The organism is Aidingimonas lacisalsi (genome assembly GCF_008079445.1).
In the GTDB taxonomy this organism is placed as follows: Bacteria; Pseudomonadota; Gammaproteobacteria; order Pseudomonadales; family Halomonadaceae; genus Aidingimonas; species Aidingimonas lacisalsi.
This window is the reverse complement of record NZ_VRYH01000003.1, coordinates 115,237-131,619: the sequence shown is the minus strand read 5'-3', so window position 1 is coordinate 131,619 and position 16,383 is coordinate 115,237. Positions and strand designations below refer to the sequence as shown.

The window sequence follows — 16,383 nt, the reverse complement described above, 5'->3', positions numbered from 1 at the left end:
ATGCCGCCCGGTCATTGCCTAGATCACCTGCCCCGCGTGGAGTCCATACACTCGATAGGCAACTGGGAGCCTACTGATGCCACCATTGCTAGCGGGCCTGGCCATAGCAGTGCTCTTGTCGATGAGTGCCGCCGTCTGCCATGCTGATCCGTTCTATTCACCGCCTGCCCCCGGGGACGAAGATCCCCGCTTCAGTGGCGATATCGAACTGGGATACACCCGGTTATCCGGTAACACCGATAGTCAGTCACTGATCTCGAAAGGCACGCTCACGTGGCTTCAAGACCGCTGGACCCACCGTCTACGTGGCGAAATTCGCAATGTCTCGCGCGACGATGACACCAGCGCCGAACAATACCTCGCCGCATGGCGTGAACGCTATGACTTCAACGGTCCCCACTATTTATTCGGTTTCGCTCGTTGGGAAAAGGATCGTTTCAGTGGCTATGACCAACAGCTGACAGCCATCGGAGGATATGGTCGGCAGGTCCTCGATAACGACACGCATCAGTTATCGTTGGAGATGGGCCCGGGGTATCGACGCGACTCCATCACCGATACCAATGAGGTCGAGAATCAAGCCGTGGCTTATGGCGCGCTGGATTATGAGTGGGCATTTTCGCCAAACGCGACGCTTGCTCAGGAATTCTCCATGGAGGGCACCCAGGACAACGTAACGACACGCTCTCTCTCATCGCTGACAGCGAAGCTCAACTCCAAGCTGGCTTTACGGTTATCGCATGAGATCAAACGCAACTCCCAGCCCCCTGCAGATACCGATTCCCGCCAGGATCTGACGACCAGCGCGTCGATTCTCTATAGCTGGGAATAACGGGGACGCAAATCACGAACGCCGGCCAGTGGCCGGCGTTCTCAGTCCGTCACGACGGTACCCGACCATCAATCAGCCAGCGTAGATCTCGTCAACGCTTTGCAGTGGGTAGTTTGCCGGATACGGCTTACGAGCCACGCCAGAATCGACTGCCGCTTGGGCGACGGCGGAGGCGATCCGTCCCAACAAACGGGGATCCAGCGGCGTAGGAATGATATACCCGCGTCCATACGACAAGGTGTCGATTTCATAGCCATCAAGGACTATCTGCGGCACCTCTTCGCGCGCCAGGTCCTTCAGGGCATGCACGGCAGCCACTTTCATTTCCTCATTGATACGCGTCGCCCGTACATCCAGAGCCCCGCGAAAAATGAAGGGAAACCCCAGTACGTTATTGACCTGGTTGGGATAGTCGGAACGCCCGGTAGCCATGATGACGTCATCGCGAGTCGCATGAGCCACGTCCGGATGGATCTCCGGATCGGGATTCGAGCACGCAAACACTACTGGATTGGGAGCCATCTTGCCGAGTTGCTCCGGAGATAGCAGATTCGGGCCGGACAGCCCAACGAATACATCCGCACCATCAATCGCATCATCCAGTGTGCGCCGATCGGTCTCGGTTGCAAACATCGCCTTGTACTGATTGAGGTCTTCACGCCCGCTATGAATCACCCCCTTACGATCGAGCATGTCGATATGCTCTGCCTTGGCTCCACACGATACCAGCAGCTTCATGCATGCGACCGCTGCAGCACCGGCTCCAAGACACACGATATGCGCCTCTTCAAGCGTCTTGCCGGCAATGTTCAGAGCGTTGAGCAGGCCAGCGGCTGTCACGATGGCCGTACCATGTTGATCATCATGGAATACCGGGATATTGCAGCGTTCGATCAGGGTACGTTCGATCTCGAAGCACTCAGGCGCCTTGATATCTTCGAGATTGATGCCACCCCAGGTATCCGCGATACGGGCAACGGTATCCACAAAGGCTTGCGGGCTTTCGGCATCAACTTCAATGTCGACGGAATTGATACCGGCAAATTTCTTGAACAGTACCCCCTTACCTTCCATGACAGGCTTGCTGGCCAACGGCCCTAAGTTGCCCAAGCCAAGAATGGCGCTGCCATCCGAAACGACCGCGACCAGATTCCCCTTGCCTGTATAGAGGTAGGCGTTTTCAGGATCCTTGGCGATCTCACGGCAAGGTTCGGCCACACCGGGACTATACGCCAAGGCCAGATGTTTGGCAGAGCTGGTTGGCTTGGTCAGTTCCACGGAGAGCTTGCCGGGAATCGGTTGCGAGTGATAATCCAGAGCCGCTTGTTTCTTGGCGTCAGTCATGCGTGTCGTCCGATCATGTCATGAGGATGTCGCGCCAGAATATAGAAAAACCCCTCTAGCCACAACTTACCTCAAGTTATTGTCTTTATTGGGGTTTGGTAATATGCCTGAAAAACCTTTCCATATACATTCAACCTTATGGCCGCACTATTGGACATAACGTTGACCTTATTCCTCAAGACACGGATCAACCTGATGGTCGCCATACAGCAAGAAACCCGCCCGGACATACCGGGCGGGTTTCTCGTCGGCCAGTCATCACTGATGAAAAAGTGATGCCAGGGGAGTCGTCACCCCCGACGCATGGCGGCACCGAACCGCTTGTTGAAACGCTCGACTCGTCCCCCAGTCGTTGCCTGCTTCTGCTTTCCGGTATAAAACGGATGGCACTGGGAGCAAACGTCCAGATACAGATCATGATCGGCGGTCGAGCCGACATCGAAGGTCGAACCGCAGGAACACGTTGCGGTAACACGCTTGTATTCGGGATGGATAGCTTGTTTCATCGTGATGCCTCTTGAGCGGTATGCCGCCACCTGATCATTGAGCCAGGCACCGCATACAGGTTATCTACCGCAGACCCGACAGCACGGATCCGCGGACCGGTTCCTAGGCAGAGACGCCATAGAGGGCCAGTATTATAGCAAACCCAATGCCGGAGGCCAATTGCCAAACAAGGATATCCCCCCACCCAAGGTTCTGGGAGTTGCTCTACCCACCCCCGTGCGTCGCCTGTTCGACTATCAGCCGGGAGCGGAGCCTCCCCCCAGTGGCTGGCACCCCGGACAGCGAGTCCGTGTATCTTTCGGCCGGAGAGAGCTGGTCGGCATCATCATCGAATGCCGACAGGATAGCGAGATGTCCATCGACAAGCTCAAACCGATCCTGGCCTGGCTTGATGACACACCGCTTCCCGAGGATTGGCTTTGGCTAGGACGTTTTACCGCTCGCTATTACCAGCATGCACTGGGAGACACCCTGCACCAGACCCTACCGGTCCTCTTGCGGCAAGGTCGACCACTGGCTGCCCGAACCCATGAGCGCTGGCAACTGACCGAAGACGGGAAACAGCACAGTGCTCGGGACCTGGGGCGCGCCAGACGCCAAGGGGAATTACTCGCGCTGCTTCAGCAGCATCCGCGGGGGCTGATCCATTCCGCCATCACGGCACAAGGGTTCACCCGTCACCAGTTGGAAGGGTTACGCAACAAGGGACTTGCCCATCGGCAGACCGAACCGTTGATCGTTGCCACACCACCCCGTCATGTACTGGCGGAACCCTCACTCACCCTCAACCAGGAGCAAGCGACGGCGCTCGCCGCATTACATGACGGTCTGGACCGGTTTTCACCCACGCTCTTGCATGGTGTGACCGGCAGTGGCAAGACAGAGATCTACTTGCAACTCATAGAAGCCATCATCGGCCGAGGGCGACAAGCTCTCGTTCTGGTCCCCGAAATCGGCCTGACCCCACAGACTCTGGCTCGCTTCCGACGTCGTTTCCAGGTCCCCGTCGTGGCCATGCATTCCGGCCTGACCGATGCCGAACGATTGGATGCCTGGCTGGCGGCCTGGAGCGGCCGCGCGCCAATCATCATAGGCACCCGATCAGCCATTTTCACCCCACTGTCGGCTCCTGGTGTCATCATCGTCGATGAAGAGCACGATGGCTCCCTCAAGCAGCAGGACGGATTACGTTACCACGCCCGTGATCTGGCTCTGGTCCGCGCTCGCCATCACGACATACCGGTCATTCTGGGCAGCGCCACTCCCGCCCTGGAGAGTCTGGCCAATGCCCGTGCGGGCCATTATCGCCACCTTCGATTGACCCAGCGCGCCAGCCGTCATGCACCGGCTCGGCTCGAATTGATCGACATGCGTGGCCGTCCCAACCGCGGTGGGTTGATTCCCCCGACCATCGATGCCATTGAGGCCACACTGAATGCCGGCCACCAGGTTCTGGTCTTCATCAATCGCCGCGGGTTTGCGCCTACACTGGCCTGCCAGGCCTGTGGCTGGTTGGCCGAATGCCATCTCTGCGATGCCAGGCTGACACTCCATCGGCAGCCCCCGCAACTGGTCTGTCACCATTGCGAAGCTCATCGACCGCTGCCCGATGCTTGTCCGGACTGTGGCAGTGCCGACCTGCGGCCATTGGGCGCCGGCACGGAACGGACGGAAGAGACCCTCGCCGGCCTGTTTCCCGAGACGCCTGTCCACCGTATCGATCGTGACAGCACTCGTCGCAAGGAAACGCTTGAAAAGACATTAGCCACGGTGCGTCGCGGTGCCCCTTGCCTGTTGGTCGGCACGCAGATGCTGGCTAAAGGCCACCACTTGCCGCATGTCACTCTAGTGGTGGTGGTCAATGCCGACGCCGGCCTGTATGCCAGCGATTTTCGAGCGCTGGAGCATAGTGCCCAGCTGCTGGAGCAAGTCGCCGGACGTGCCGGACGTGCCCATCACCCGGGCCGAGTCCTGGTGCAGACGCTGCACAGTGACGACCCGCACTTGACGCTGCTGGCTGAGCAAGGCTACGAAGCCTTGACCGAGCATATCCTGGAAGAACGCCGAATCGCTGCGCTCCCTCCTTATCGGTTTCTGGCCCTGGCTCGCTTCGAAAGCCCTCGCGACGATGAAGTCATGGCCATCGCCGAGTCTGCGGCACAGGCCGTGCAAGCCATGCTGGATCAACATCGGCACAATCCCACGCAATGCCTGGGCCCCGTGCCAGCTCCCATGGAACGCCGCCAAGGGCGCTATCATGTCCAGTTAATGCTATCCAGTACCCATCGCAGCAAACTTCACGAAAGCTGTTCCTGGCTGATCGACTGGCTGGAAACATCGCCATACGCCCGTCGGATACGCTGGTCTCTGGATATTGATCCTCAGACACTGAGCTAGAATCGCCCCGGCAACGCCGAGTCAGGGTTTAAAGCGACACCGCAATTGTCGATAATAGACGGCCACTCATTGCAACACCGATGCTGACACGTCTTCTGCCGCGAGATTCACCATTGTCAGCGACTCGCGCTACGCCAGAGCCACAGGACAACCGGACTCCATGAAAGAAACGATCACTGCGCTGCTCGAGGACGCTCTCGCCACGCTCAAACAGCAAGGCGATGTTCCCGACGATAGCGACCCGACCATCAAGGTCGAGGCCACCAAGGACAAGGCTCACGGCGACTACGCCACCAATCTGGCGCTGATGCTGGCCAAGCCGGCGGGCAAGAAACCGCGTGATCTGGCTGAGATCTTGAACGCTGCCATACCGGACGACCCGACCGTGCGTCGCACTGAAATCGCCGGCCCGGGCTTCATCAATTTCTTTGCTGCCACCGACGCTGTGGCACAGATTGTCGCCAGGGTTCTCGACGCTGGCGACGCCTTTGGCCGCAGCTTAGCCGGCGCCGGCGAAAAAGTGCAGGTCGAATTCGTGTCCGCCAACCCGACAGGGCCACTGCACGTCGGTCATGGTAGAGGCGCGGCCATCGGCGACAGCATATGCCGGCTACTCGAGGCCACAGGCTACGATGTCACGCGTGAGTTTTATTACAACGACGCCGGTGCCCAAATCGCCAATCTGGCCGGGTCGGTACAGGCACGCGCCAAGGGCCTGGGTCCGGACGATGAGGAGTGGCCGCAAGACGGCTACCGTGGCGACTACATCATCGACGTCGCGAAGAGCTATCTAGCCGGCGAGACGGTACATGCCGACGACAGGCATGTCACGGCCAAGGCCGACCCCGACGATATCGACGCGATCCGAGACTTTGCCGTCGCTTACCTGCGTCGCGAACAGGATCTTGACCTGAAGGCATTCGGCGTCGAATTCGATGTCTATTTCCTTGAGTCCTCGTTGTACGATGATGGCAAGGTCGAGACGACCGCCAAGCGACTGATCGAGGGCGGACATACTTACACGAGCGATGGCGCGCTGTGGCTGCGCACGACCGACTTTGGCGACGACAAGGATCGGGTAATGCGCAAGTCCGATGGCGATTACACCTATTTCCTGCCGGATGTCGCCTACCACCTGGACAAGTGGCAGCGCGGCTTCACACAAGTCATCAACGAGCAGGGAGCGGACCATCACTCGACCGTCACCCGGGTACGGGCAGGCTTACAGGCACTGGAAGCCGGTATTCCTTCAGGCTGGCCTGATTATGTCCTGCATCAGATGGTGCTGGTCACTCGCTCGGGCGTCGAAGTCAAACTTTCGAAGCGGGCCGGCAGCTACGTCACGCTACGTGACCTGATCGACGAAGTCGGTCGTGATGCGACACGCTATTTCCTGGCAGCCCGGCGCGCCGATTCGCAACTGACCTTCGACATCGACCTGGCCCGCTCGCAATCGAATGACAACCCGGTCTACTACATTCAATATGCTCATGCTCGGGTTTGTAGCGTATTACGCAAAGCGCGAGCCGAGGGGCTGGCGTTCGACCATACACAGGCCATGAGCCATCTTTCCCGGCTTGATACCGATCAGGAGAAAGCGCTGATGAATCGCCTGACCCGGTATCCCGAGGTCGTCGCCCATGCGGCAAGCATGCATGAACCGCAACAGGTGGCCCAATACCTGCAAGACCTGGCCAGCGACTTCCACACCTGCTACAACGCCGTAAAAGTCATGGTCGAGGATGACGCCTTGCGCAATGCCCGTCTGGCCCTGGGACTCGCCACACGTCAAGTCATCCGCAACGGTCTCGACTTGCTGGGAGTCAGCGCTCCGGAGGAGATGTAACCGATGGCGGCTCGCAAAGGATCAGGCTCAAGGCGCGGTGCCACGACTCGCAAGCGATCTGCGAAACAGTCGTCTCGCCCACGTTTTCCCGGTTGGTTCTGGGGGGTGGGCGGACTCATCGCTGGTTTCTTCCTGGCACAATACCTGCAGGATTCTGCACCGCAACCGATGGCAACGGTCCTGCCCAAGGCATCCTCACCGGAACGTACCGAGTCCTCGAGTCCAAGTGGGGAACCCGGCGGTCAGGCTTCCGACAGTGACGAAGGTCGCATGCCGACTTTCGAATTCTATACCTTACTGCCGGAATCCGAGGTGATCGCACCAGGCATGGACAGCGTTGTCGATACCGCCACCGCCACTGTCGATGATGCCGAACAAACGAGTCAGAGTAACGATGATAGCGAGGCAACCGACCCTATCGCCGCTGAACTCGAGCGTATCGCCGAAGCCGACAACCGCGAGGCTTCCGAGCAACGTCAGCGATACATGTTGCAAGCTGCCTCGTTCCGGCAGTCCAGTGATGCCAGCAACATGGCAGGCCGCCTGCGAGATGTCGGCCTGACGGCCAGCGTCAACGAGGTTCAGACCAGCGAAGGCGACATTTTCCATCGCGTCCAGGTCGGCCCCTATACCGATGACAGTGAGCTCAACCGGGCCCAGGACCTGATGATGGCACAGGGTATCGAGCCGTTGATGATCCAGGTACAGAATTGAATTCCAGAACATCATGACCGTACGTTGGTCTACCAGCCGATCTCCGCATTCGCGCTTGATTTTACCTGCCTGCGCCCGCACTTCATTCAACATGCTATCAATGGCGTTCTCTATTCGCACCGAATGGGAACGTTCAATCACACTGGGTGTGGCATAAGCCGCCCCTCGCGACGGAGCCTCTCAATGACCACCATCGTATCCGTACGCCGCGGTGATCAGGTCGCTTTGGCCGGTGACGGTCAAGTCTCCCTGGGCGATACAGTACTCAAAGGTAACGCCAGCAAGGTACGGCGTCTCTATCGTGGCCAGGTGCTCGCGGGATTCGCCGGTGGTACCGCCGACGCATTCACCTTGTTCGAACGCTTCGAGGCCCAGCTTGAAAAACACCAGGGACACCTGGTCAAAGCGGCCGTGGAACTGGCCAAGGACTGGCGAACCGACCGGGCCCTGCGACGTCTCGAAGCATTACTGGCAGTCGCCGACAAGAACGCCTCACTGATCATTACCGGCAATGGGGACGTCGTCGAGCCCGAGCGGGGGATCATTGCCATCGGCTCAGGCGGCAATTTCGCGCTATCCGCCGCCCGCGCCCTGCTCGAGAATACCGAGCTGTCTGCCCGCGAGATCACCGAGAAATCGTTGGAAATTGCAGGCGACATCTGCGTCTACACCAATCACCAGTTCACCATGGAAGAGCTTTGAGCCATGACTCAGATGACACCCCGCGAGATCGTTCACGCTCTGGACCAGTACATCATTGGACAACAGGATGCCAAGCGCGCCGTGGCCATCGCACTGCGAAATCGCTGGCGCCGCATGCAACTCGACGATGAACTTCGCCCGGAAGTGACGCCGAAGAACATCCTGATGATCGGCCCGACCGGCGTAGGGAAAACCGAAATTGCCCGCCGATTGGCCAAGTTGGCGCGCGCGCCCTTCATCAAGGTCGAAGCCACCAAGTTCACCGAAGTCGGTTATGTCGGCCGGGACGTCGAGTCCATCATCAGGGACCTGACTGAGTCGGCGATCAAGATGGTACGCGAACAGGCAAAAGAGGAGGTGGGCCATAAAGCCGATGACGCGGCGGAGGATCGTATCCTCGATGCTCTGCTACCCCCACCGCGTGGTCAGGAGGACCAACCGCGTACCGACAACACCACGCGCCAGACATTCCGGAAGAAGCTCCGTGAAGGCCAACTCGATGACAAGGAAATCGATATCGAGGTAACACCCCAGTCCGGCGGAATCGACATCATGACGCCGCCTGGGATGGAAGACATGACCAACCAGCTTCAGAGTCTGTTTGCCAACATGGGCAAACAAAAGACCGAGACCAAACGCGTCACCGTCAAGGACGCTTGGCAATTGCTGCGTGATGAGGAAGCTGCCAAGCTGGTCAACGATGAGGAGATCAAGCGCCGGGCCATTGATGCCGTCGAGCAGCACGGTATTGTGTTCCTGGACGAGATCGACAAAGTCGCCAAGGGCAGCGGCCAGTCCAGCGGTGGGGATGTCTCACGTGAAGGCGTCCAACGCGACCTTCTGCCGTTGATCGAGGGATCCACCGTATCGACCAAGCATGGCATGGTGCGAACCGACCATATCCTGTTCATCGCCTCAGGAGCCTTCCACCTTTCCAAGCCATCCGACCTGATCCCCGAGCTTCAGGGACGTCTCCCGATCCGCGTGGAACTCGCAGCCCTGACGCCGGATGATTTCCAGCGCATCCTAACAGAGCCATCAGCCTCGTTGACCAAGCAGTATCAAGCGCTGCTGGCGACCGATGGCCTGGAAATCGTCTTTACCGACGAGGGAATTCAGCGTATCGCCCAGATATCCTGGCAAGTCAACGAAGGCACCGAGAACATCGGAGCGAGACGCCTTCACACCGTCATGGAGCGACTGCTGGATGAGGCCTCGTTCAAGGGTGGCGATCTGGAAAGTCCGTTGACGATCGACGCCGAGTACGTCGATTCGCAACTCGGCGAACTCGCCGTCGATGAAGACCTGTCGCGCTATATTCTATAAGATGCGGCGATGGCGCTCGACGTAGACAGAACGAAGACGGAAGAGGGACGTGGATGTCATCCGCTTCCCTCCGACGTCTCACCGAAGGTGATCCCATGTCCGCTCCTATCCCGATCCGTGTTCACTACCACAAGAAGGCCCGTGAGTTGGAACTCGCCTACCAGAATGGCGAAAGTTACCGGCTCTCGGTCGAGTACCTGCGTGTCTATTCACCGTCGGCGGAGGTACGCGGTCATGGTGGCGATACCGCCGTATTACAGGTCGGCAAGAAGGATGTGGGACTTCAGAACATCACGCAAGCCGGGCGTTACGCCCTCAAGCTGCATTTCGACGATGGTCATGATAGCGGCCTATACAGTTGGGACTACCTGTACTCGCTGGCGATCAATCAGGAAGCCAACTGGGCCGATTACCTGCGTCGCCTGGAAGACGCCGGAGAATCTCGTCAGCCGAAAACCATTCAGTTCAAGGAGCTCTAGGCCTGCAGCGAGCCAGGCTCCGCCTCACTCCTCGACAAAGACAAGCGTAGCATCAGGAAGCTACAATGGCGTCACTCGCAGTCTGACCGGGGATCACAGATGGACAATCGCACCACCCACTTCGGCTACCAGGAAGTACCACTCGAGGAGAAGGCTTCGCGAGTCGCCGATGTCTTTCATTCGGTTGCCGCACGCTACGACCTCATGAACGACCTGATGTCACTGGGGATCCATCGGGTATGGAAACGCCTGACCCTCGAACGTTCTGCGGTACGCCGAGGCCATCAGGTACTGGATATCGCCGGCGGCACCGGTGACCTGACATTGCCGTTCTCGCGTCGCGTGGGCCCTGAAGGCAGAGTCGTGCTGGCGGACATCAATGAGTCCATGCTGCGAGTCGGGCGCGAGAAGCTGCTCGACCGCGGTGTGGGAGGGAATGTGGAGTACGTGCAGGCCAACGCAGAGTGCCTGCCCTTCCCTGACAATGCGTTCCATTGCATCACCATCGCGTTCGGTCTACGCAATGTGACCGACAAGGAATCCGCACTGCGCTCCATGGCCAGAGTCCTCAAACCCGGCGGTCGACTGTTGATCCTGGAGTTCTCCAAGCCACGCCATGCAATGTTGTCACGCGTCTATGACGAATACTCCTTCCGCATGTTGCCCAAGATGGGAGAGTGGGTAGCCGGTGACCCCGACAGCTACCGCTATCTCGCCGAATCGATTCGCATGCATCCGGACCAGGAAACACTCAAGTCGATGATGGAGTCCGCCGGTCTCGAGCGTGTCGAGTATACCAACCTGACCGGCGGCATTGTCGCCCTGCATCGCGGCATCAAGTTGTAATGTGGCGCCTTGGTCTGGAACATTTCCTCAATACCCTGCTGGCCAGAGACCCGGCAGCGCCGGCGCGACTGTCCCGGCTTGCAGGTTCGCGATTGCTGTTTCGCCTGGTCCGTCCGCGCGTTGACGCTCTGCTCGGCGTCACCCCCGAAGGCATCTCGCTGACATTCGGCGCACCACATGAGGATGATCGCCTCGACACTGAGGTCGAGTTGGACGAGCGTACGCTCAGGGAATTGCTGGCCGGGCGTTCCATCGAAGAATTGATGTTCAGTGGCCACTTGACCGTTCGAGGCGACATCATGCGACTTGAGGCCGTCCGCGATCTGTTGCTGGACCTGGATATCGACTGGGAAGGTCAACTCGCCCGCTGGATGGGACATGGACCCGCCCACGGCGTAGCGGAAGGGCTACGTTGTCTGGTGCGTATCGAGCACCGGGCTCGCCGTGAATTCAGCGCGGACTTCTGCGATTACCTGCGGGAAGAAGTCCGTCTGCTCCCCGGTCGCCGGCAGGCTGCTGTGGTCCGGGACCATCTTACCGAGCTTGAAACGACCCTCGACCGATTAAACGCCAGGGTGGAGCGAGTGCAGCAACGTCTGGACAGGCAGCGAGGAGTGACATGAGCTTTCGATTGCTGCGCATCATCTGGGTCGTCACGCGTTTTCGTCTGGAAACTCTGATTCCACTGGACCGACTCCCCTGGTTATTACGCCTGGCCTTCCGTCTGTCACCCTTACGTCTGATCCCCGTCGGCCGACGCCCCCGTGGCGAACGGCTACGCTTGGCTCTGGAAGCATTGGGACCAGTCTTCGTGAAATTCGGGCAGATGCTGTCCACTCGTCGGGACTTGCTGCCCCCGGATATTGCCGACGAACTCCGGCGACTTCAGGATCAGGTGCCCCCCTTCTCCGGCGATGAGGCCGTCGCTCTGGTCGAACGGGAACTGGAGACGCCACTGGCCGACGCCTTTGCCACTTTTGACCGCCATCCATTGGCCTCGGCGTCGGTGGCTCAGGTACACGCAGCACGACTGCATGGCGATGAAGATGTCGTGGTCAAGATCATTCGTCCGGGTATCGAACGCGTCATGCGCCAGGACATCGCGCTACTCTACCGGTTGGCCTATTTCCTGAGGTGGATTCCGGAAGCCCGTCGCCTCAGGCCGGTAGAAGTCGTCGCCGATTATGAATCGACGCTTTTCGACGAGCTCGATCTCCACAAGGAAGCCGCCAACACTTCGCAACTCAAACGCAATTTCAAGGATTCGCCGCTTCTCTATGTTCCCGCGATTCATTGGCCACTGACGCGACGACGGGTCATGGTACAGGAACGCATTCATGGTGTGCCGGTTGCCGACCTCGATGCCCTGAAAGCTCAGGGCACTGACCTCAAAAAGCTCGCCGAACGCGGCGTGGAGATATTTTTTACTCAGGTCTTCCGCGATAACTTCTTCCACGCCGACATGCACCCCGGTAATATCTTCGTTACCCAAGGGACCAGCCGCGATCCACAATACATCGCCATCGACTGTGGCATCGTCGGTAGCCTGACCCGTGAAGATCAGGACTACCTGGCACGCAACCTGCTGGCATTCTTCCACCAGGATTACTATGAAGTCGCCGCCCTGCATATCGAATCGGGATGGGTTGGAGAGGATACGCGTGCCAATGAATTTGCGGCTGCGATCCGTGCTGTCTGCGAACCGATCCTGGAAAAACCGCTCAAGGACATTTCCTTCGGTCAAGTCTTGCTGGGACTGTTCCAGACGGCACGACGCTTCAACATGGAAGTCCAGCCGCAACTGGTGCTGCTGCAGAAGACGCTGCTCAATATCGAGGGGCTTGGGCGTCAACTCTACCCCGACCTGGACCTCTGGAGCACCGCCAAGCCCTATCTCGAACGCTGGATGCACGAGCGAGCCGGTCCTCAGGGGCTCTGGAACTCGCTCAAGCGGCAGGCGCCGGAACTGACGCGCCAGTTACCGGAATTGCCGGTACTGGCGCACCAGGCACTGGTCCGAGCGGAAGTCGATCACAAGCAACGACGACGCCAGGCAGACGCCATGGATCGCGTCAGCCGACACATGCGTCATGTCACACGTAGTGCTCGCCGGATCCGTATCGGCCTCCTGCTGGTTGCCGTTGCCCTGGCCTGGGATCCGCTGCTGGGGTGGGTTGCGGGTCAGCCATGGCCGATACTCACCGCAGCAGGACTGGGAATACTGTTGTTGGCCTGGCACTAATGGGTATCTTGCCATACGATGCGGACATGAGACCGAGGAAGCTGTCTGATGAGTGATACACTCGAACAATTGGCCCTGGTACTGGAGCAACGACGTTCGGCCGCCCCGGACACCTCCTACGTCGCTTCATTGCACCATAAAGGATTGAACAAGATCCTGGAGAAAGTCGGCGAGGAAGCGACGGAAACCATTCTGGCAGCCAAGGAGACGGAATCCGGCGTGGAAGGTTGTCATCAAGCCGTGATCGCCGAAACGGCCGACCTGTGGTTTCATAGTCTGGTGATGTTATCACATCTGGGCATCAGCCATGACGACGTCCTGGAAGAACTGGCACGCCGTTTCGGTGTCTCCGGATTAGACGAAAAGGCCGCCCGATCGACCGATTAACCTGGCCCCGGGGCCAGCCATTGAGGGGAAGCATTATGTTAGGTGGTATCAGTATCTGGCAACTCTTGATCGTGCTGGGCATCATTATCCTCATCTTCGGCACCAAGAAGTTGCGTAATGTCGGGGGTGACCTGGGTGGGGCCGTCAAGGGCTTCAAGAAGGCCATGCACGAGGAAGAGAAAGACGAGGCCAAGGACGACTCCCAGCAGCGCGTCAGTCACGACGATGACGAAGGCGCGACTTACGACGTCAAGGCCGAACATAAGGTCGAGGACCAGGACGAGCGAAAGTAACCGGCAATGTTCGATATCGGCTTCCTGGAACTCCTGCTTCTGGGCGTTGTGGGTCTGTTGGTGCTCGGCCCTGAACGGCTCCCCAAGGCTGCGCGCACACTCGGCCTCTGGATCGGCAAGATCAAGCGTACCGTCTCGGGAATGCAACGCGAGATTTCGGCACAATTGGAGGCCGAAGAGCTGCGGCAGAAACTCGATCAGCAGCAGAAGAAACTTGACGATGGCCTGAACAAGGTCAAGCGAGACGTCGAAAGCTACGCCGAACCCGACGATGCTCCCATCGATAAACCTCGCCCTGCCGAGACTGATCATGCCCATGACAGCGTCGATGATACGCGGGGCGACGTCCGACAGCGCCTTGACAAGGCGCTGTCGAGGCGTGCTTCAGTGCCGCCGTCTGCGACGGACCAGGGAGCTCCATCGGACTCCACGCCGGCTGACAAGGACGATTCGTCAACATGACCGACTCGCATGACTCCAAGGATCAAGACAATTCCCAGGCGCCGCTGATCGAACACCTGATCGAATTGCGCTCGAGACTGATGCGTTCGGTGATCTCCATCGGCATCATCTTCCTCGCGTTGTATGCGTTTTCCAACGATATCTACACCTTCGTCGCTCAGCCGCTCATGGCGTTGTTGCCGGAAGGCTCACAGATGATCGCCACGGAAGTGGCCTCTCCCTTCCTCGCACCGTTCAAGTTGACACTGGTCGTCGCCGTTTTCATCGCCGTACCCTATGTGCTGCATCAAGCCTGGTCATTCATCGCCCCTGGGTTGTACGACAACGAGAAATCCCTGGCGATACCATTGCTGGCTTCGAGTGTGGGCCTGTTTTACGGTGGCGCGGCTTTCGCCTACTACGTCGTCTTTCCGTTATTGTTCGAGTTCTTTACTCAGACCGGGCCGGAAGACGTGGCCGTGATGACCGATATCAACCAATATCTCAATTTCGTACTCAAGCTTTTCTTTGCCTTCGGTGTCGCCTTCGAGATCCCCATAGCCACCTTCCTGATGATTTTCTCGGGCGCCACCACTGTCGAAAGCCTGTCCAAAAAGCGCCCATATATCGTACTGGGATGCTTCGTCATCGGCATGCTTCTGACACCACCGGACATCATCTCCCAAAGCCTGCTGGCCGTTCCCATGTATCTGCTCTATGAGGTGGGAATCCTGTTCGGGCGACTGGTCCGGCGCGACTCCACCGATACGGATGACACTCGGAACGACTGATCCGTCGTCCTGCCCCCTTGCCGTGCGACAAGCCGACACTGTCGGTGTGTGACGGCACTGATATACTTCAAGACATCATCAAGATGTTCCCCATTGGTTCCTTACGCCGACCTCGCTTGTCACAAGATTGTCATCTTAGACAACCAGACTAGGCAGAGGCGACGGTCAAGGCGTGCTTCGACCGGAGAGAGACATTGAGCTTTACTACCTCGCGTCATTACCCAAAGACCCGACTTCGGCGCATGCGCAAGCAGGACTTCTCACGTCGTATGATGCGCGAATCCACCCTGACGCCAGATGATTTGATCTGGCCGGTCTTCGTACTGGAAGGTACCGGGCGACGTGAAGACGTACCATCGATGCCCGGTGTCGAGCGACTCTCGATCGACTTATTGATCGACGAGGCTCGTGAGGCGATGACTCTCGGCATTCCCGCCTTGGCAGTATTCCCTGTCGTCGACCCCGATTTGAAAAGCGAATTTGCCGAGGAAGCCTACCATGCCGACGGTCTCGTCCAACGGAGTGTGCGCGAACTCAAGGCCGCCTTGCCGGAACTGGGTATCATGACCGATGTGGCGCTTGATCCCTACACCAGTCATGGACAGGACGGCATCATCGATGACCAAGGGTACGTGATCAACGACCGGACTGTAGATACCCTGATCAAACAGGCGCTTTCCCATGCAGAAGCCGGTGCCGACGTGGTGGCGCCATCCGACATGATGGATGGCCGCATCGCCGCCATTCGCGACGTACTGGAACAGGAAGGACTGCATAACACACGCATCATGGCGTATAGCGCCAAATACGCCTCTCACTATTATGGCCCTTTTCGTGATGCCGTCGGTTCCGCCGGTAACCTGGGCAAGGCCGACAAACGCACGTACCAGATGGATCCAGCCAACAGTGACGAGGCCTTGCATGAGGTGGCACTGGATCTTGCCGAAGGTGCCGACATGGTGATGGTCAAGCCGGGTATGCCCTACCTGGATGTTGTAAGACGAGTCAAGCAGGAGTTGCAGGTCCCCACGTTTGCTTATCAGGTCAGCGGTGAATATGCCATGCACATGGCCGCCTTCGAACGGGGCTGGCTGGACGCCGACAGCGTGATGCTGGAGTCGCTGATGTGCTTCAAGCGCGCCGGGGCCGACGGCATCCTGACCTACTTTGCCAAACGTGTAGCGCGCCTGTTGATGCAATGAACGGGAGGGCCGGGCCCTTCCATAATTCATGGAG

Annotated in this window: 17 protein-coding genes; 15 read left to right on the top strand and 2 right to left on the bottom strand. The window is 58.6% G+C overall.

What is annotated here, in order from left to right; genetic code table 11:
- The first annotated feature begins 76 nt into the window (after window positions 1–76).
- A complete protein-coding gene (locus tag FVV99_RS06820) occupies window positions 77–832 on the top strand; it encodes a DUF481 domain-containing protein (protein ID WP_148253318.1) in 756 nt (251 codons plus the stop codon).
- A gap of 72 nt (window positions 833–904) precedes the next feature.
- Here FVV99_RS06820 and FVV99_RS06815 read toward each other — a convergent pair whose 3' ends face one another.
- Window positions 905–2,176 (bottom strand): malic enzyme-like NAD(P)-binding protein, encoded by a 1,272-nt coding sequence (locus FVV99_RS06815; protein ID WP_148253317.1) that lies wholly within the window; start codon window positions 2,174–2,176, stop codon window positions 905–907.
- Between the two features lie 290 nt (window positions 2,177–2,466).
- A complete protein-coding gene (gene rpmE / locus FVV99_RS06810; protein WP_148253316.1) occupies window positions 2,467–2,682 on the bottom strand; it encodes a 50S ribosomal protein L31 in 216 nt (71 codons plus the stop codon).
- A gap of 160 nt (window positions 2,683–2,842) precedes the next feature.
- Here rpmE and FVV99_RS06805 point away from each other — a divergent pair, with 160 nt between their 5' ends.
- The 14 genes from FVV99_RS06805 (at window position 2,843) to hemB (ending at window position 16,349) form a co-directional block, all read left to right on the top strand.
- Window positions 2,843–5,080: a primosomal protein N' gene (locus tag FVV99_RS06805; protein WP_148253315.1), complete on the top strand. Its 2,238-nt coding sequence runs from the start codon at window positions 2,843–2,845 to the stop codon at window positions 5,078–5,080.
- Window positions 5,081–5,240: 160 nt separating this feature from the next.
- A complete protein-coding gene (argS, locus tag FVV99_RS06800) occupies window positions 5,241–6,926 on the top strand; it encodes an arginine--tRNA ligase (protein WP_148253314.1) in 1,686 nt (561 codons plus the stop codon).
- A gap of 3 nt (window positions 6,927–6,929) precedes the next feature.
- On the top strand, window positions 6,930–7,640 hold the full coding sequence (locus FVV99_RS06795; RefSeq protein WP_148253313.1) for an SPOR domain-containing protein: 711 nt from the start codon (window positions 6,930–6,932) through the stop codon (window positions 7,638–7,640).
- Between the two features lie 183 nt (window positions 7,641–7,823).
- Complete coding sequence (gene hslV, locus FVV99_RS06790; RefSeq protein WP_148253312.1) at window positions 7,824–8,342, top strand: ATP-dependent protease subunit HslV; 519 nt, start codon at window positions 7,824–7,826, stop codon at window positions 8,340–8,342.
- Between the two features lie 3 nt (window positions 8,343–8,345).
- Window positions 8,346–9,668 carry an ATP-dependent protease ATPase subunit HslU gene (gene hslU / locus FVV99_RS06785; protein WP_148253311.1) on the top strand — a complete coding sequence of 441 codons (1,323 nt, stop codon included), beginning with the start codon at window positions 8,346–8,348 and terminating at the stop codon, window positions 9,666–9,668.
- Between the two features lie 95 nt (window positions 9,669–9,763).
- Complete coding sequence (locus FVV99_RS06780; protein WP_148253310.1) at window positions 9,764–10,147, top strand: gamma-butyrobetaine hydroxylase-like domain-containing protein; 384 nt, start codon at window positions 9,764–9,766, stop codon at window positions 10,145–10,147.
- A 99-nt stretch (window positions 10,148–10,246) separates the two neighbouring features.
- On the top strand, window positions 10,247–10,993 hold the full coding sequence (gene ubiE / locus FVV99_RS06775; protein ID WP_148253308.1) for a bifunctional demethylmenaquinone methyltransferase/2-methoxy-6-polyprenyl-1,4-benzoquinol methylase UbiE: 747 nt from the start codon (window positions 10,247–10,249) through the stop codon (window positions 10,991–10,993).
- Window positions 10,993–11,616 (top strand): ubiquinone biosynthesis accessory factor UbiJ, encoded by a 624-nt coding sequence (locus FVV99_RS06770; protein WP_148253306.1) that lies wholly within the window; start codon window positions 10,993–10,995, stop codon window positions 11,614–11,616. Before ubiE ends, FVV99_RS06770 begins: the two co-directional genes overlap by 1 nt.
- Complete coding sequence (ubiB, locus tag FVV99_RS06765) at window positions 11,613–13,235, top strand: ubiquinone biosynthesis regulatory protein kinase UbiB (RefSeq protein WP_148253304.1); 1,623 nt, start codon at window positions 11,613–11,615, stop codon at window positions 13,233–13,235. The genes FVV99_RS06770 and ubiB overlap by 4 nt, the downstream gene beginning before the upstream one ends.
- Window positions 13,236–13,283: 48 nt before the next feature.
- Complete coding sequence (locus FVV99_RS06760) at window positions 13,284–13,622, top strand: phosphoribosyl-ATP diphosphatase (RefSeq protein ID WP_148253303.1); 339 nt, start codon at window positions 13,284–13,286, stop codon at window positions 13,620–13,622.
- Between the two features lie 35 nt (window positions 13,623–13,657).
- Window positions 13,658–13,915, top strand: coding sequence for a Sec-independent protein translocase subunit TatA (gene tatA / locus FVV99_RS06755; protein WP_148253302.1), 258 nt, complete (start codon window positions 13,658–13,660; stop codon window positions 13,913–13,915).
- 6 nt (window positions 13,916–13,921) lie between these two features.
- Window positions 13,922–14,377: a Sec-independent protein translocase protein TatB gene (gene tatB / locus FVV99_RS06750; protein ID WP_148253301.1), complete on the top strand. Its 456-nt coding sequence runs from the start codon at window positions 13,922–13,924 to the stop codon at window positions 14,375–14,377.
- Window positions 14,374–15,147 carry a twin-arginine translocase subunit TatC gene (gene tatC, locus FVV99_RS06745; RefSeq protein WP_148253300.1) on the top strand — a complete coding sequence of 258 codons (774 nt, stop codon included), beginning with the start codon at window positions 14,374–14,376 and terminating at the stop codon, window positions 15,145–15,147. Before tatB ends, tatC begins: the two co-directional genes overlap by 4 nt.
- Window positions 15,148–15,341: 194 nt before the next feature.
- Window positions 15,342–16,349, top strand: coding sequence for a porphobilinogen synthase (gene hemB, locus FVV99_RS06740; protein ID WP_148253299.1), 1,008 nt, complete (start codon window positions 15,342–15,344; stop codon window positions 16,347–16,349).
- Window positions 16,350–16,383: the final 34 nt, after the last annotated feature.

Coding starts and splice junctions, on each gene's coding strand:
- FVV99_RS06820 (WP_148253318.1), top strand. CDS start 77: ATGCCACCATTGCTAGCGGGCCTGGCCATAGCAGTGCTCTTGTCGATG.
- rpmE (WP_148253316.1), bottom strand. CDS start 2,682: ATGAAACAAGCTATCCATCCCGAATACAAGCGTGTTACCGCAACGTGT.
- tatB (WP_148253301.1), top strand. CDS start 13,922: ATGTTCGATATCGGCTTCCTGGAACTCCTGCTTCTGGGCGTTGTGGGT.
- FVV99_RS06760 (WP_148253303.1), top strand. CDS start 13,284: ATGAGTGATACACTCGAACAATTGGCCCTGGTACTGGAGCAACGACGT.
- tatA (WP_148253302.1), top strand. CDS start 13,658: ATGTTAGGTGGTATCAGTATCTGGCAACTCTTGATCGTGCTGGGCATC.
- argS (WP_148253314.1), top strand. CDS start 5,241: ATGAAAGAAACGATCACTGCGCTGCTCGAGGACGCTCTCGCCACGCTC.
- ubiE (WP_148253308.1), top strand. CDS start 10,247: ATGGACAATCGCACCACCCACTTCGGCTACCAGGAAGTACCACTCGAG.
- ubiB (WP_148253304.1), top strand. CDS start 11,613: ATGAGCTTTCGATTGCTGCGCATCATCTGGGTCGTCACGCGTTTTCGT.
- hslU (WP_148253311.1), top strand. CDS start 8,346: ATGACTCAGATGACACCCCGCGAGATCGTTCACGCTCTGGACCAGTAC.
- FVV99_RS06780 (WP_148253310.1), top strand. CDS start 9,764: ATGTCCGCTCCTATCCCGATCCGTGTTCACTACCACAAGAAGGCCCGT.
- FVV99_RS06795 (WP_148253313.1), top strand. CDS start 6,930: ATGGCGGCTCGCAAAGGATCAGGCTCAAGGCGCGGTGCCACGACTCGC.
- FVV99_RS06770 (WP_148253306.1), top strand. CDS start 10,993: ATGTGGCGCCTTGGTCTGGAACATTTCCTCAATACCCTGCTGGCCAGA.
- FVV99_RS06815 (WP_148253317.1), bottom strand. CDS start 2,176: ATGACTGACGCCAAGAAACAAGCGGCTCTGGATTATCACTCGCAACCG.
- tatC (WP_148253300.1), top strand. CDS start 14,374: ATGACCGACTCGCATGACTCCAAGGATCAAGACAATTCCCAGGCGCCG.
- hslV (WP_148253312.1), top strand. CDS start 7,824: ATGACCACCATCGTATCCGTACGCCGCGGTGATCAGGTCGCTTTGGCC.